Origin of the sequence: Deinococcus sp. HSC-46F16, from assembly GCF_024171495.1 — a bacterium.
Taxonomy (GTDB): Bacteria; Deinococcota; Deinococci; order Deinococcales; family Deinococcaceae; genus Deinococcus.
The window spans coordinates 85,846-100,393 of sequence record NZ_JALJZW010000008.1 but is presented as its reverse complement, the minus strand read 5'-3'; the positions used below and the strand labels follow the sequence as shown (position 1 = coordinate 100,393).

General features: G+C 70.9%; 15 protein-coding genes. 5 read left to right on the top strand and 10 right to left on the bottom strand.

The genetic code is table 11. The features are described 5' to 3' along the window. Positions 1-91: 91 nt before the first annotated feature. Positions 92-2,152 (bottom strand): M3 family metallopeptidase, encoded by a 2,061-nt coding sequence (locus L1280_RS14660; RefSeq protein WP_253583056.1) that lies wholly within the window; start codon positions 2,150-2,152, stop codon positions 92-94. Positions 2,153-2,238: 86 nt separating this feature from the next. On the opposite strand from L1280_RS14660, the gene L1280_RS14655 reads away from it, so the two are divergent. After that, on the top strand, positions 2,239-3,207 hold the full coding sequence (locus L1280_RS14655; RefSeq protein WP_253583055.1) for a GNAT family N-acetyltransferase: 969 nt from the start codon (positions 2,239-2,241) through the stop codon (positions 3,205-3,207). Here L1280_RS14655 and queA read toward each other — a convergent pair. Then, entirely contained in the window at positions 3,204-4,247 is a 1,044-nt protein-coding gene (queA, locus tag L1280_RS14650; protein ID WP_253583054.1) for a tRNA preQ1(34) S-adenosylmethionine ribosyltransferase-isomerase QueA, read from the bottom strand. The two genes, L1280_RS14655 and queA, sit on opposite strands and share 4 nt — an antisense overlap. A 2-nt stretch (positions 4,248-4,249) precedes the next feature. Continuing rightward, positions 4,250-4,807, bottom strand: a complete 558-nt coding sequence (locus L1280_RS14645) for an NYN domain-containing protein (protein ID WP_253583053.1) — start codon at positions 4,805-4,807, stop codon at positions 4,250-4,252. A gap of 451 nt (positions 4,808-5,258) precedes the next feature. Here L1280_RS14645 and L1280_RS14640 point away from each other — a divergent pair, with 451 nt between their 5' ends. The 3 genes from L1280_RS14640 to L1280_RS14630 all read left to right on the top strand — a co-directional run bounded on the left by L1280_RS14640 (position 5,259) and on the right by L1280_RS14630 (position 8,915). After that, positions 5,259-6,530, top strand: coding sequence for an aminopeptidase (locus tag L1280_RS14640; protein ID WP_253583052.1), 1,272 nt, complete (start codon positions 5,259-5,261; stop codon positions 6,528-6,530). Between the two features lie 182 nt (positions 6,531-6,712). Then, the gene (locus L1280_RS14635) at positions 6,713-7,198 is read left to right on the top strand and encodes a MarR family winged helix-turn-helix transcriptional regulator (RefSeq protein WP_253583050.1); all 486 of its coding nucleotides are present in this window, start codon (positions 6,713-6,715) and stop codon (positions 7,196-7,198) included. A gap of 67 nt (positions 7,199-7,265) precedes the next feature. Next, the gene (locus L1280_RS14630; protein ID WP_253583049.1) at positions 7,266-8,915 is read left to right on the top strand and encodes a VOC family protein; all 1,650 of its coding nucleotides are present in this window, start codon (positions 7,266-7,268) and stop codon (positions 8,913-8,915) included. A gap of 49 nt (positions 8,916-8,964) precedes the next feature. On the opposite strand, the gene L1280_RS14625 is transcribed toward L1280_RS14630, so the two are convergent. The 5 genes from L1280_RS14625 to L1280_RS14605 are packed head-to-tail and all read right to left on the bottom strand — an operon-like array spanning position 8,965 to position 11,629. Beyond that, entirely contained in the window at positions 8,965-9,666 is a 702-nt protein-coding gene (locus L1280_RS14625) for a DUF2259 domain-containing protein (RefSeq protein ID WP_253583048.1), read from the bottom strand. Beyond that, positions 9,663-10,169 carry a hypothetical protein gene (locus L1280_RS14620; protein WP_253583047.1) on the bottom strand — a complete coding sequence of 169 codons (507 nt, stop codon included), beginning with the start codon at positions 10,167-10,169 and terminating at the stop codon, positions 9,663-9,665. Before L1280_RS14620 ends, L1280_RS14625 begins: the two co-directional genes overlap by 4 nt. A 47-nt stretch (positions 10,170-10,216) precedes the next feature. Continuing rightward, complete coding sequence (locus L1280_RS14615) at positions 10,217-10,384, bottom strand: hypothetical protein (RefSeq protein ID WP_253583046.1); 168 nt, start codon at positions 10,382-10,384, stop codon at positions 10,217-10,219. Between the two features lie 56 nt (positions 10,385-10,440). Beyond that, positions 10,441-11,064, bottom strand: coding sequence for a ComF family protein (locus L1280_RS14610; RefSeq protein ID WP_253583066.1), 624 nt, complete (start codon positions 11,062-11,064; stop codon positions 10,441-10,443). A gap of 22 nt (positions 11,065-11,086) precedes the next feature. Continuing rightward, entirely contained in the window at positions 11,087-11,629 is a 543-nt protein-coding gene (locus tag L1280_RS14605; protein WP_371922923.1) for a hypothetical protein, read from the bottom strand. Positions 11,630-11,844: 215 nt separating this feature from the next. On the opposite strand from L1280_RS14605, the gene L1280_RS14600 reads away from it, so the two are divergent. Continuing rightward, the gene (locus L1280_RS14600) at positions 11,845-12,138 is read left to right on the top strand and encodes a hypothetical protein (RefSeq protein WP_253583044.1); all 294 of its coding nucleotides are present in this window, start codon (positions 11,845-11,847) and stop codon (positions 12,136-12,138) included. Between the two features lie 16 nt (positions 12,139-12,154). On the opposite strand, the gene L1280_RS14595 is transcribed toward L1280_RS14600, so the two are convergent. Next, a complete protein-coding gene (locus L1280_RS14595) occupies positions 12,155-12,559 on the bottom strand; it encodes a hypothetical protein (RefSeq protein WP_253583041.1) in 405 nt (134 codons plus the stop codon). A gap of 28 nt (positions 12,560-12,587) precedes the next feature. Further along, a complete protein-coding gene (locus tag L1280_RS14590) occupies positions 12,588-14,516 on the bottom strand; it encodes an endonuclease (RefSeq protein WP_253583040.1) in 1,929 nt (642 codons plus the stop codon). Between the last annotated feature and the right edge of the window lie 32 nt (positions 14,517-14,548).

Genomic DNA, 14,548 nt, shown 5'->3' with positions numbered 1-14,548 from the left:
GTGCAGAGTCTGTTCTTGCTTAGCACTCAAAGTCACTGGATAGCGAAGAGGACGGCTCATACCTCACTATGACAAATTCAAAAACGCTGTACTAGGCCTCTACAAGCCCACTCCGCCGCAGCAGCGCCTCCGCATCCGGGTCCCGCCCCATGAAGTCGCGGTACAGCTCGGCGGCGTCCTTGCTGTTTCCCTTGCTCAGAATCGTGTCCACGTACGCCCGCCCCGTTTCGCGGTTGAAGATGCCCTCCTGCGCGAAGCGGGAAAAGGCGTCGGCGTCGAGGACTTCCGCCCACTTGTAGGAGTAGTACCCCGCTCCATACCCGACCGGGCTGGAGAACAGGTGCCCGAACTGCGCAATGCGGGCGTAATCCTCCGGCAGCGCGTAGGGGTAAAAGCGGGCCATGATGTCGCGGGCAAAGGTGACCGGATCAGCCCCCACCGCGTCGGAGTCGAAGGTGACGTGCAGCTCCAGGTCCACCGTCCCGAAGGAGAGTTGGCGCATGGTACCGTTCGCTGCGCGGTAGTTGCGGGCTGCGACCAGCTTCTCGAACAGGTCGTCGGGCAGGCGCTCGCCGGTCTGATAGTGCCGGGCGAAGAGGTCCAGCGCCTCGCGCTCCAGCACCCAGTTCTCCATGATCTGCGAGGGCAGCTCCACGAAGTCCCACGCGACGCGGGTGCCGCTGAGGCTGCGGACCTCCACGTTCGACATCGCGTGGTGCAGCAGGTGGCCGAACTCGTGGAACACCGTCTCGACCTCGCGCACCGAGAGCAGCGCAGGAGTGTCGCCCGAGGGCGCCGTCATGTTGCCGCACATCAGGCCGAGGTGGGGCTCGACGCCGTCCTCGCGCGGGCCGCCAGTCAGGAAGGCGTTCATCCACGCGCCCGCCCGCTTGGTGTCGCGGGGGAACCAGTCGGTGTAGAAGGAAGCGAGGTGCGTGCCCGCCTCGTCGCGGATGTCGTAGTAGCGCACCTCGGGGTGCCAGCCGGGGGCCTGCGCTTCCGTGACCGTGATGCCGAAGACGCGGCGGCAGATCTCGAACAGGCCCGAGAGCACGCTGTCCATCGCGAAGTAGGGCCGCAGCGCCTCCTCGTCGAAGGCGTACTTGGCCTGCCGCTGCTTCTCGGCCCAGTAGCCCACGTCCCAGGCTTCCAGGGCCGGGGCGTCTGCGCCGACCTGGTCGCGGTAGAAGGCGTCCAGCTCGGCATTCTCGCGCTCGTAGAAGGGCCGCACGCGGGTTTCCATGTCGCGCTCGAAGGTCAGGGCGCGTTCGCCGCCGCCCGCCATGCGGTCTTCGAGCACGTAGTCGGCGAAGTCGCGGAAGCCCAGCAGCCGGGCCTGCTCGCGGCGCAGCCGCAGAATCTCGCCCACCAGTGGGCGGTTGTCACGGCCCTCCTGCGTGCCCACCGAGTTTTGCGCCAGCCACAGCTCGCGGCGCAGCTCGCGGTCGTCGGCGTAGGTCAAGATGGGCTCCAGGGTGGGCAGGTGCAGGGTCAGGCGGTGACCCTCCTGGCCGTGCTTCTCGGCGTCGAGGCGGGTCGCTTCCTTCACGCGCTCGGGCACCCCGACCAGCCGCTCAGCGGGCACGTACAGCTCAAAAGCGGCGGTGGCGTCCAGCACGTTCTTGGAAAAGTCGTTGGTGATCTGCGCCAGCCGGGTGTTGACCTCCAGCAGCCGGGCCTTCTGGTCTGCGGGAAGGTCGGCCCCCTGACGGCGGAACTCGTCGATGGTGAGTTTCAGGTGCCGCGCCCGCACGGGGTCGAGGCCGCGCCCCGCTTCCGTTTCGGCAAAGCCCTTCAAGGCCGTCCACAGCCCCGGATGCAGGCTGAGGTTGGTGTAGAACTCGGTCACCTTGGGCAGAATCGCCCGCTTGGCGGCCTGCCACTCGGGGCTGGTCACCACGCTGTCGAGGTGTCCGACGATCACGCGCACAGTGTCGAGCTGCTCGGTCAGCGTGTCGAGGTCCGCCATGAAGTCCGCGTAATCGCGCTCGCCCGCCCGCGCCAGCGTGTCGAGGCGCTCCTGCGTCTGCGCGAGCAGCGTGTCCACGGCGGGTTCGGCGTGCTCGGGACGAATCTGGTCGAAGGGAATGCGGAAGCCGACGTTCAGCAGCGGGTTCTCACTCTGAACGGGCGCGGTGGGCGCTTGCGTCATGGCCCTGAGTATAGGCAGCCCTGCCGGGGGAGCACTGCGCCAAACGGCGGATATCCGGCCACCCGCGACCTGTGCTGTTCTGCCCCATGGAACGCGCCGCCCCGCCCGCCCGACTCTCCTTTCAACCTGCCGACGCGGAGGGCTTTGCCGCCGCCGTGAACGCCGCGACCCCCGACGCGCCGATCTCCGCCGCCGACCTGCGCCGCCTCGACGCGGCCCGTGTCCCCGGCGAGCACCACACCCGGCGCCTGGCTTGGGAGGGCGGGGAGGTCGTAGGTGCCCTGGAAAGTGAGCTGCCCCGCATGGACAGTTTCGTGGGCTGGCTGCAACTCGTCGTCCACACCCTGCGCCCCGACGACGCGGTGCGGGAAGCGCTGTGGGCCGAGGCGGTGGCGACCGTCACGGCGGCGGGAGCCCAGACCGCCGTGACCCGCGTGAAGGAGGGCAGCCCCGACCTTCCCTTCCTGCTCGCGCGGGGCTGGCAGGAACACGACCGGATGTGGCCCAGTACCCTCGACCTGCGGGCGCTGGACTTTGCCGCCTTTGCCGACGAGGAGGCGCGGGTCCGGGTGGCCGGGTTCCGCCTCCTCCCCCTGACCGACCTCGGCCCCTGGGATGAGGCGCAGCAGCGGCGCTACTACGACCTCACCATTGCCCTGCTGATGGATGTGCCCAGCGCCCGGCGCATTGAACCGTGGCCCTTCGAGGTGTGGCAGCGACGCTTCGGGAATGGCATTGAGCGCGAGGGGCTGTTCGTGGCCGTCACCCCAAATGGCGAGTGGGTGGGCACCAGCCAACTGGCCCAACCTCTCCCGGCCCGGCCCGGCACCCTGCACAACGGCCTGACCGGAGTGCTTCCTGCGTGGCGCGGGCATGGGCTGGGACTGGCCCTCAAGCTCGCGGCGGCGCGGGCGGCCCTCGCACGGGACTACACCCACTCGCGCACGAGCAACCACCCCGGCAACCGCCCCATGCTCGCCATCAACGGGCGGCTGGGCTTCGTGCGGGAGGCGGCGACGGTGACGCTGATTCGGAGCCTGGAGGCGGTCAGTTAGCCCTGGTTCTCCAGCAGCATCGCGTCCCCCAGCGAGTAGAAACGGTAACCCTCCGCGAGCGCCGCGTCATAGGCGGCCCGAATGCGCTCCTCTCCGGCAAAAGCGGCGACCAGCAGCAGCAGCGTCGAGCCGGGCAGGTGCAGGTTGGTGACCAGCAGGTCGGGCACCCGCACCCGCGTCCCCGGCGTGATGAAGATGCGGGTGTCGCCCTCGCCGGGGCGCACGGTGCCGTCCTCCTGGGCGCTGCTCTCCAGGGCGCGAACGGTGGTGGTGCCCACCGCGGCCACGCGGCGGCCCTCGGCCTTCGCCCGGTTGATGGCGTCCGCCGTCGCCTGCCCGATGGTGTAGCGCTCGGCGTGCATGACGTGGTCCGAAACCGGCCCGGTGATGGGCTTGAAGGTGCCCGCCCCGACATGCAGCGTCACGGCCACGCGCTCGATGCCCCGCGCCTCCAGCCGATCCAGCAACTCCGGCGTGAAGTGCAGGCCCGCTGTGGGCGCCGCCACGCTGCCCGGCTCGCGGGCATAGACCGTCTGATACCGCTCGCGCCACGTCTCGTCCGAGTCGCCCGCCGCGATGTAGGGCGGGAGCGGCAGCCGCCCGATCTCATCCAGATGCGGCTTGATGTCGTACTCGAACCGCAGCAGCCGGGCGCCGTCCTCCAGCACGCCGACGACCTTGGCTCGGTGCTCGCCCAGCCAGAGTTCGTTCCCGGCACGTTTCGCAGGCTTGAGGTAAGCGGACCAGACGTTCGCCTCTTCCTCACGCAGCAACAGCACCTCGATCTGGCCGCCACCCATCCCATTCACAACGGGTTTGCGAGCCATCACGCGGGCCGGAATCACCCGGCTTTCGTTGAAGACGAGGAGGTCGCCGGGCCGCAGGAGGTCGGGCATTTCGCGGAAGATGTGGTGCCCGATTCTCTCCCCGACCATCATCAGCCGCGAGGCGTCGCGCGGTTCGGCCCCGGTCTGGGCGATGCGTGACTCGGGCAGCTCGAAGTGCAGCCGGGCGAGGACGGCGTCGGGATCAGGCCGCACGGTCAGGCCTCGTCACTGCTGGCTTTGGCTCCATTCTTCTGGCGGGCGGGCATCAGCGCCCCGTCGAGGTCGGGCAGGTGGGTGAAGCGGTCGGCCGCGTCGATCAGCCGCTGCGCGGTGTGCTCGCGGAAGGCGATCACCTCGACCCGCTTGCCGCGCTCCTGCAAGACCTCCACGATGTCGGTGAAGTCTCCGTCGCCGCTGCCCAGCACCACCACGTCGAGGTGGTCCATCAGCCGCACCATGTCGGCCACGATGCCCATGTCCCAGTTGCCCTCGTAGATCGCGCGGCCATCCTGCGCGACGTGGTGCAGGGTCAGGTTCATGCGCCGGACCTTGTACCCCAACGCCGAGAGCTTGTAGATGAAGGGCCGAGCGGTCGCCTCGCCCTCGCGCTCGACCGTGTACGAGATCGCGTGGACGAGTTCGCGCCCGGCGACCGCCTCGCGCAGGATCGTCTCGAAGTTGACCGTGCGCTCCAGCAGGTCGCGGGCCGAGTGGTAGAGATTCTGGGTATCGATAAAAACGCCCACGCGGGGGCGGGATACGACGTACTGCATTGAAAGTCTCCTGTTGGGTGGGACTAAAAAAAGAGAGGGCCGAGGGCAAAGCTCCCCAACGTGGAGAGCCGCCGCAGGATAGGACAAATCGGCAGAGGCGTGCGCCCGGTTCAGCTCCGCGCGACCAGCCAGCCCAGCATCAGCGCCAGCGCGACGACACCTCCCGCAACCGCGATAAAGGGCCGCCAGGACGCCCCCTTCTCGGCGACCGGGAAAGCCGCCACGTCCAGCCCAACAGGAACGCGAAGCCGCCGAGCAGGGCAGCCAGCACCAGACGCAGGGCGGAACGGGGAGTCATAGGGCAGTGTCAGCCTGCTCCAGCGCGGGTAGACGACCCCTGCGTCCTCTGCTTGTCCGTGTTCAGCTGAGTGGCCGCTCAGAAGGCTGACGCGGGGGCGGCCTCCTAACCAACCCCCTCCCCTCCCCGGTCCCGCGCGGGTAACGTGGGGGCATGACCAAGCCAGCCACCTCCCCGGCATTGGAACAGGCCCGCGCCGCCTACGACGCCTTCCGGGCCAGGGGCCTGAAGCTCAACATGCAGCGCGGCCAGCCCTCTGACGCCGACTTCGACCTCTCCAACGGGCTGCTCACGGCCCTGGGCGAGAACGACGTGCAGATGGACGGCCTCGACCTGCGGAATTACCCCGGCGGGGTCACGGGCCTGCCCTCGGCGCGGGCGCTGTTTGCCGGGTACCTCGACCTCAAGGCCGAGAATCTGGTCGTGTGGAACAACTCCAGCCTGGAACTCCAGGGGCTGGTGCTGACCTTCGCGCTGCTGCATGGGCTGCGCGGCTCCGGGGGCGGCTGGATTCACGGGCGGCCCAAGATGATCGTGACCGTGCCCGGCTACGACCGCCACTTCCAGCTCCTCGAAACGCTGGGCTTCGAGATGCTGACGGTGGACATGCAGCCCGACGGCCCCGACGTGGAGGCCATCGAGCGGCTGGCGGCGGGGGACCCCTCGGTCAAGGGCGTGCTGTTCGTGCCGACCTATTCCAACCCCGGCGGCGAGAGCATCAGCGCCGAGAAGGCGCGGCGGCTGATGGGCGTGCGGGCGGCGGCCCCCGACTTCACGGTCTTCGCGGACGACGCCTACCGGGCGCACCACCTGTCGGACACCGAGCGCGACGAGCCGGTCAATCTGGTCACGCTGGCCCGCGACGCCGGGCACCCCGACCGCGCCTTCGTCTTCGCCTCCACGTCCAAGATCACCTTTGCGAGCGCGGGCCTGGGCTTCGTGGGCACCAGCGAGGACAACGTGAAGTGGCTGTCAGGGTACCTCAACGCCCAGAGCATCGGCCCCAACAAGGTCGAGCAGGCACGGCACGTCAAGTTTCTGGAGGGCTACCCCGGCGGGCTGGAAGGGCTGATGCAGGCGCACGCCCACTTGATCGCCCCCAAGTTCCACGCGGTGGACGAGGTGCTGCGGGCCGAGCTGGGCACGGAGGGCGAGTACGCGACGTGGCGGGTGCCGCGCGGCGGGTACTTCATCAGCCTGGATACGGCCGAGCCTGTCGCGGCGCGGGTGGTCGAACTGGCGGACGCGGCCGGGGTCAGCCTCACGCCCGCCGGGGCGACCTATCCGGGCGGGCAGGACCCCACCGGGCGCAACCTGCGCCTCGCGCCGACGCGCCCCCCGCTGGAGGAGGTCCGCGCAGCGATGCAGGGCCTCGCGGCGTGCATCCGGCTGGCGACGGAGGAAGTGCGGGCGGGGCGGGGCTGAGGCTGGAGGGACCCCTCACCCCGTTGCTTCGCAGCGCCCCTCTCCTCTGGTAGAGGAGTCAAACAACCTTCTCCCTAGAGAAATGGCCTCGCGTAGCGAGGGGGAAGGGGTTCTCTGTCATTCCACCCTGGAAGTCACCCGCCCTTGCGCTCCCACCCTCCCCGCGCGACCATGGCGGGGAGATGCCCACCCGTTATGCCGGAACCCCCCAAGACCGCGCCGCGCTCGACGCCTACATCAAGCTGTGGCGGGCCGCGCACGCGGTCGAGACGACGGCGCACCGGCACCTCGCGGAGCACGGCCTGACGGTGAGCCAGTTCGGGGTCCTCGAAGCCCTGTACCACCTCGGGCCGCTCAGCCAGCGCCAGCTCGCGGAGAAGATTCTGCGCTCCAGCGGCAACCTCACGCTGGTCATCGACAACCTCGAGCGCGACGGCCTGGTGCGCCGCGAGCGCGACGCCCACGACCGCCGGGTCACCAACGTCTTTCTGACCGAGCCGGGCGAGGCCCTGATCACGCGGGTGCTGCCGGACCATGTGCGCGGCATCCGTGAGGTCTTCGCCGGACTCACCCCCGACGAACTCGGGCAACTTGCGGCCCTCTCCCGCAAGCTGGGGCGCTCGCTGATGGGCGAGGCGGCCGACCTGACGCCGACGGCCCGGCGCTGACTTCCTTCCCCAGCCAAACCCCACCCGGCTCACCCAAAATCGTTCAACATTGAACTATAATGGGGACATGACGACGTTCTCCCCCATTCCCGGCACCAGCCCGGTCCAGGGCCTGCATCACGTCACGGTGATGGCCTCCGACCCGCAGCGCAACATCGACTTCTACTCGCAGACGCTGGGGCAGCGGCTGGTCAAGGTGACGGTCAACTTCGACGACCCCGGCACCTACCACCTCTACTACGGCGACCTGACCGGGCAACCGGGCACGATCATGACCCACTTTCCCTGGCCCGGCGCCAAAAAGGGGGTGCGCGGCAACGGCGAGGTGGTGGCGACCGCCTACAGCGCCCCGCGCGGCAGCGAAGGGTACTGGGAGGCCAGATTGCGCGAGCAGGGCTTCGCGCCGATCCGCTCGGAACGCTTCGGGCAGTCGGTCCTGACGGTGGACGACCCCGACGGCACCTGGGTCGAACTGGTGTTCGAGGACGGTGGGGCGGTGCAGCCCTGGCCCGCCAGCCCAGTCCCGGCTGAGCATGAGCTGCGCGGCTTTCACTCGGTGACCGCGTGGGTGCGCGACACGGGCGCGGTGCGCGAGTTGCTGGTGGGGCACCTGGGCTTCACGGAGGCCGGGAGCGAGCCGGACCCCGAGGGCACCCGCACCCGCTTCCGGGGCAGCGGCGACGGTGTGGGCCTGTACGTGGATGTGGTGGAGCGCCCCGGAAAGCCGCGCGGCACCTTCGGCGCGGGCAGCATCCACCATGTCGCCCTGCGGACCCGCGACGACGCCGAGCAGGAGGCGTACCTGACGGGCCTGACCGAAGTCGGCTACCGACCCACGCCTGTGCAGGACCGCCAGTACTTCCACTCCATCTACTTCCGCGAACCCAACGGCGTGCTGTTCGAGATCGCCACCGACGCGCCCGGCTTCCCCGACGACGAGGCGGTGGAGGAACTCGGCAAACACCTGAAGCTCCCCGCGTGGTACGAGGACCGCCGCGCGACCATCGAGGCCCACGTTCCGAAAATCGTGAACCGCGAGTATGGCACCACGCTGGGCTCCCGTGAACTGGGCGCCGCCGTGCCCGTCACCGAGTCGGGGGAACCGGGCATCGAGGTGCACACCGCTGGGCGGCCCCTGGGGGAAGCGCGGGTGGCGGCAGTGCTGCTGCACGGGCGGGGGGGAACGGCCCCGGACATCCTGGGCCTCGCGGACGAGCTGAACCTCAGCGCCTTCGCGTACCTTGCGCCGCAGGCACCGGGGAACACGTGGTATCCGCTGTCCTTCCTGGCCCCGGTGGAGCAGAACCAGCCGCACCTCGACCGGGCGCTGGCAACCGTGGACGCCGTGCTGACCGAGCTGGAGCGCCAGGGCATCCCGCCGCAAAAGGTGGTGCTGGGCGGCTTCTCGCAAGGCGCCTGCCTCGCGCTGGAGTACGCCAGCCGCTCCGGGCGGCCGCTGGGGGGCGTGGTGGCGCTGAGCGGTGGGCTGATCACGCTGGACAGGGCGGGCGACCTGTCGGGGGTCCCGGTCTTCATGGGCGTGGCGCCCGACGACGCCCACATCCCCCTCTCGCGCTTTCAGGAGAGCGCCGCGCACCTGCGCTCGCGGGGGGCAGCGGTGGACGACCGGGTGTATCCGGGCCTGGGGCACTCCATCAACAAGGACGAGCTGGACGCGGTAAGGACAATCATGCAGCGGGTGGTGGGGCAGGTGTAAGGGAAGGGGGCGCGGAAGAGACCACTCCGCGCCCCCTTCCGTTCCGCCCCTACCGCAGCCGCGCCGCCACCGGCACCACGTCCGCGTTCGGTCCCTCGAAACCCGGCGTGTAGGCCCGCACGATGAAGACGGCGCGGTTCCCCTGCACGTAGGCGCGGTCCAGGGCGTAGCGGGCGGCGCACTCACGCCCCGGCGGCAGCGTGCGGTCGCTGTGGATGACCTGATCGCGCACGGTCAGGGTGAACCCGGCTGGCCCCTCTCCGGTCGGCAACATCTCGCCCCAGCGGCAGCTCGACCCCACCGGCCGCACGCTCAGGCTGACGGGCACTGGGACGCTCCAGAGGCGAACAGGCCGAATCAGCGCCGTGCCCGCCTCCACCCCCTCCGTCCAGACCGGGGCCATCACCGGGAAGGTCCGGGCGTAGACGGGCCGGGCCACCCGCGCGGGATTCAGGGCGTGCAGCCTCAGCACGCCCGCCTCCTGCCGCAGCAGCCGGGCCACGACTGGGGCCGGGTCGGGCGAGTCCGCCTGGGCCTGGGCGCGGCGCAGCACTGCCCCCGTGGTTGTGCTGAGCACCCACAGCCGGGCCGCCCCAAAGCCGCTGCCGTCCAGACTCCCGGCCTCCACGACGAGGGCGCGGGTGCCGTCTGGAGAAAACACAACCCGCTCCACGTCCAGGCGGTTGCCCGCCCCGGCCATGCCCAGCAGGGCCAGCCCCAGACCCGCGAGCAGGCGGCGCACCGCATTCACCGGAAGCGCACGGTGCCCAGTACCCGCTTGAAGAGGGCGTCACTCTTCGCGAAGCGGGCGGCGCTGTCCGTGACCTGGAAGGAATAGAGGTTCTTGGCCCCATTGCCGAACCACACCCGGATTCGCAACTCGCCGCCGCTGTGCTTGAGGGAATAGACGCGTTCAGAGCCGCGCACGCCGCCGTAGGTGCTGTTCTTGCCGCCGATCAGGCGCAGACTTCCGCCCGCCCCCTTGACACCCGCCTCGAAGTTGCGGAACTCGGTGCCGATGTCGGGGACCTTGCTCCCCTTGTTCAGGAACAGGAAGCGCATCTGCGTGGCGGGCGGCTTCTGCGCCGACACGATGCTGACGCCCTGGGCGCCGTCCCCGGCCTGGAAGCCGTACCAGTCCTTGGGAAGTTGTAGGGTAAAGGGCAGGCGCTTGTCGTCGAGGACCACCAGGGTCTGCGCTGCCGCCGTCGCGGGGAGGCTGGCAGCCAGGGAAAGGAGCAGGGCACGCTTCATGACGTCAGCCTAGCGGGCCAAGGTGAGCGCCGCGCCCCCGGGAATCGTCAGGAATCCTTCTTGTTCGTCTTGCCGCCGCCGCTCTCGCTGCCGTTGCGGCGGCCGTCGCCGTTCTTGTCGTCGGCGCTGGGCTTGTTGCCGCCGGGATTGCGCTTGCCCTGGCCCTTGCCGTCGTTGGAGTTGTGGTGGTCCTGCGGATCAGTGTTGCGGGTCATGCCCCAGCGTGAGGGCTGGGGGCCGGAGGCGGGTGAGCCGGGCCTTGAGCCCCTCCTCAGCGGGCGACGACCGCGAAATAGACCGGCCCCGCGCCCGCCGCGTGCAGGGCGTCGCGGCAGGCGATCAGGGTGGACCCGGTGGTGAGCACGTCGTCGAGCAGCAGGACCGGGCCAGCGGGGAGCCGCCGCCCATCCGCCTGAAACGCTCCGGCCAGGTTGGCCCCGCGCTCGGCCGCGTGCAGCCGGGCCTGCTGAGCCGTGGCGCGGGTGCGGCGCAGGGCGGGCACGCAGGGGACGCCCAGTTCGGCGGCAATCGCCTGCCCCAGCAACTCGGCCTGATTGAAGCCGCGTTCGCGCTCACGGGAGGCGTGCAGCGGAACGGGCACAACCGCCCGCACCCCCCATTCCGGCGGCACGCCCGCCGCCAACCTCTCTCCCAGTGCCCCCGCAAGGTCCCGCGCCCCGCCGAACTTCAGCGCCCGCGCCGCCCGGCGGGTCACGCCCCGGTACGGTCCCAGCGTGACGAGGTGGGGCATGGGCCGGGGCGAGAGTGGTGAATGCGTCTCCACACGCGGCCTGAGCGCGGCGCGGCAGGCCGGGCACAGCCCGCGCTCGCGGCCCAGTTGCGCCTCGCAGCCGGGGCAGGGGCGGGGCAGCAGCGCCCGCAACAGGTCGCCCAGTCCCGTCACCCTGTCCTCCGCGTCATCCCGCCTGCCCTGACCGGGCAAGTTCGTCCACGAAGAGGGGCGGCGTGGTCGCCTCCACCCGCGCCCAGACGCCCGCGAGCGCGTCGGGGTCCAGCATGGGCGCGGCCAGGGTCAGGCAGCTCAGGTGGTGGGCACAGACCAGCCGCACGCCCGTCTCACCCAGCCGCTCGCGTTCCTCCGGGCTGAGCAGGCCCGCGAAGGCGTGCGCGTCGCCCAGCGCCGGGTGCCCGCCCTGCCGCAGCGCCGCCCGCAGAAAGGCGGCCACCTCCGCCGGGTTGAGCCAGAAGCCGAACATCAACTCGCCCGAGAGGGCGTCGAGTTTGCCCATCCCCCCCGGGGGCAGTTCGCCGCGCACCAGCCGCCGGGCGAGGTCCTGCCGCTCGATCCGCCGCGCCGCGTAGCCCGCCAGCGTGAGCACCTCCCCCGCCGGGGCCACCCGCCCCCCGACCGCCCGGCGCAGGCGGTGGGCCAGGACGTAGCCCTGGTACTCGCGCAGCATCTCCGGCACGCCGCCCGTCGCGGAATGGGGTGGGGTCACCGCGCCATTCTGCCGTCGCCCCCTCCCACCGGACCGTGAGCCAGACTGCGCCCCGGACAGACCACGGGACAAAGGCCACTCGCCCGCTCCCATCCCCGCCAGTACCCTGGGGGGGTACCCCAGCGTTGTGGCCGTAGGTGGCCATCCGCCCCCGACCGCGTGCCCCCACGCGGCGGGCAACTTCTCTCCCCTTTTCCCTGGAGCGTGATTCCACGATGCAGCTTGTCCGGCAGGCCCACCCTTTCGAATACCGCGACCACCACGGCATCGACCGTTTGGGAAGCGCCGACCTGTGGCGCAGCAAGGGCGGAGATCGGGCGGTGCTGGTCCTGCGCGGCCTGCCGCCGGGCGAGGCTGAGGCCCACGGCGTGCGGGCGCTGTGGACGCTGGACACCACCCTGCTGCCTTACCTGCTGCGGCCCGACGTGCGCCTGAATGTCTTCGTGCTGCACCGGGAAGCGGATGGCGCCATCAAGGCGCGGGCGCTGGTGCTGCCGCTGAGCGCCTGACGGCGGCCGGGCGCCCTCACTCCAGCACGTATTTCACACCTTCCTCGAACAGCACCCGCGCCACCTCGGTGCGGGGCAGCACCACGTTGCGTCGCCACGGCACCCACTCGGTCTGCCCGGTGGACGAGCGCAGGTAGCCGTGCAGGCCGACCTCCACGGTGCGGGCCTCGCCGTGCAGCCAGGCGGCGAGCACTGCCCGCAAGGCGTCGGGGTCGCGCAGGGGACCGGTCAGGCGGGCCGACGGCACCGGAGCGCCAGGCTCGTCGTGCCGGGCGTAGAGGTCCACCGTGAAGCCCTCGGCAGCGGCGAGGACCGCGAGCGCCTGCTCGCGCGGGAGGGCCTGAGCAAAGGCGACGTGCAGGTCGAGGTCGAAGCCGCGCGTGCCCTTGTCGGTGCGGCTGGAGGTGGGGGGGCGGGTCATGGGGGTAGGGTAACGGGTCTGCCCCCGCTCAGCGCCCCAGTCCCTCACCGAAGGCCACCTCTGCCGCCCATTCCGGCCGGTCGATTAGCGGGTTGCGGTTTCCCTGTTTCTCCCAGATCGCCGCGTTGCGGTGCCGTTCCCAGTCGCCGGGCGGGTCGGCGGCGTGCCACGCGAGCAGGGTCTGGAGGTGCCGTTCCGCGTACTGCCGCACCACGCCGGGATACCTCAGCAGGAAATAGAGGGTCGCGCGGGCCGCCGCCCCCTTGCCGTGCGCGGGCTCGAACTCGCCGGGCTCGCGCCGCCCGCAGTCGCTGCGGAGGGCCTCGCCGTAGTCGGGAAAGTCGAAGTAGGGGGTATTGCCCCGGAACGAGTTGCAGTCCGGCTCGCAGGCGAAGAGGTGGTGCAGGTCCCCGCGCATAGGCTCGCGCTTGCCGAACCACGACTGCGGCACGACGTGCTCGCAGTTGTAGGGCAGCGCGGCTTCCAGCGCCTCCGCGTCCAATCCCCCGCGGGCGGCCAGGGCCAGACGCCGCTCCTGCGCGGCGCGGTCGGCGGCGATGAACTCCCCCGGCGCGTGCTCGCGGGCCGAGTAGAGGCTGCGCAGCTTGCCGTCCGGCCAGAGGTCCACCCAGGGATAGAGGTCGTCAGCCGGGTCGTAGCCTAGGGTCCGGGTGTGGGTGCGGGTCACGAGGTCGGAGAGGGCCTGAAAACGGGCCTGGGGGGTACCGCCTTCCGGCAGTCCGGCGTAGTACGCTGCCGCCTTCTCCCCATCCGCCGGATCGAGGTAGGGGCGGGAGGGGATGGGCGCCGGGCGACTCGCTTCCCCACCCCCCACCCGCAGCCGCAGGGTGACGGGCACCGTCGCCACCCCATCCGCCCCCACCGTGACGTTTCCGAGGTCGAGGACGGGAGCAGCCCCGGCGCTCTGCCGCTCGGTCGCCACCGAAGGCCGCTGGGCCGCCAGCACGCCCGCGAGCAGGGAACTCGAAGCCCCCTCCGCCCGCGCCCGCAGGTCCTCCACGATGCGGCTGATCCGCACCCCCTCGTTGGCAATCCAGTCGATCAGGGTGTCCGGGTCGCCGGGCTGCACGGGCTGCCCGTCACGCCGCAGGGTGCGGCCCTGGGCGTCCTTGCGCGGCACGCCGCTATGGTGCAGGGCCACGACCTCCCAGGCGTCGTTGAAGACGGGGCTGCCGCTCGACCCCGGCGCGGTGTCCGTCTCGTAGTGCAGGAAGTCGGGAAGCAGGTCCACGAGGCGGTTCTCGCGCAGGGCGATCTGCTTGGGCTCGCCGGAAGGGTGCTGGATGATGCTCAGCGCCTCGCCCACCAGCACCTTGCCCACGCTGCCGAAGAGGGGCAGCCACCCGAAGGCCGACGTGTCGCCCCCCACCGCGACGAGCGAATAGTCCAGCGCCTCCGAGGTCAGGAAAAGCGTGTCGGGGTCGAGGTTCAGCGTCACCCGGTCGCGCAGGGTGCCGTCGGGCCGCAGCTCGTAGTCAAACTCGATGACGGCGGTGCGGGCCGTGGCCGCGTCCTCCAGCACGTGGTGGTTGGTGAGCAGGGCACCGGGACCGCACAGCCAGCCTGTCCCGTAGCCCCGCGTCCGTCCCCGGCTGTCGCGCAGCACGACGCGCCCCACCGCCCGCGACGCCGCCCGCGCGAGGTCGAGGTAAGCGACGCCCACCAGATCGTTGGCCCCCAGCACGCGCTCCAGCGGCAGCCGGGTGTCTTCCGGGAGCCGCGCCGCGACCGCCAGCCCATCGGCCTGCCCTTCCGCCACCGCCCGCGCCTCGGGGAGGGGCACGCCCAGGCGGGTCAGGCGGGCTTCCACCCGCGTCTCCGTGTCGGCGGCGAGGGGACCGCCCGCGCTCAGCCGCTCCAGGGTCTGCGCCCGCTCGGGGTCGCGGCGGATGTAGCGGGCCTGCGTCTCGTCGAGCAGCTCACGCGGAATGTCCATGTGGGCCAGGGTAACGGGTGGCGATGGGGAAA

Coding starts and splice junctions, on each gene's coding strand:
- L1280_RS14660 (WP_253583056.1), bottom strand. CDS start 2,152: ATGACGCAAGCGCCCACCGCGCCCGTTCAGAGTGAGAACCCGCTGCTG.
- L1280_RS14655 (WP_253583055.1), top strand. CDS start 2,239: ATGGAACGCGCCGCCCCGCCCGCCCGACTCTCCTTTCAACCTGCCGAC.
- L1280_RS14645 (WP_253583053.1), bottom strand. CDS start 4,807: ATGCAGTACGTCGTATCCCGCCCCCGCGTGGGCGTTTTTATCGATACC.
- L1280_RS14640 (WP_253583052.1), top strand. CDS start 5,259: ATGACCAAGCCAGCCACCTCCCCGGCATTGGAACAGGCCCGCGCCGCC.
- L1280_RS14635 (WP_253583050.1), top strand. CDS start 6,713: ATGCCCACCCGTTATGCCGGAACCCCCCAAGACCGCGCCGCGCTCGAC.
- L1280_RS14630 (WP_253583049.1), top strand. CDS start 7,266: ATGACGACGTTCTCCCCCATTCCCGGCACCAGCCCGGTCCAGGGCCTG.
- L1280_RS14620 (WP_253583047.1), bottom strand. CDS start 10,169: ATGAAGCGTGCCCTGCTCCTTTCCCTGGCTGCCAGCCTCCCCGCGACG.
- L1280_RS14615 (WP_253583046.1), bottom strand. CDS start 10,384: ATGACCCGCAACACTGATCCGCAGGACCACCACAACTCCAACGACGGC.
- L1280_RS14600 (WP_253583044.1), top strand. CDS start 11,845: ATGCAGCTTGTCCGGCAGGCCCACCCTTTCGAATACCGCGACCACCAC.
- L1280_RS14595 (WP_253583041.1), bottom strand. CDS start 12,559: ATGACCCGCCCCCCCACCTCCAGCCGCACCGACAAGGGCACGCGCGGC.
- L1280_RS14590 (WP_253583040.1), bottom strand. CDS start 14,516: ATGGACATTCCGCGTGAGCTGCTCGACGAGACGCAGGCCCGCTACATC.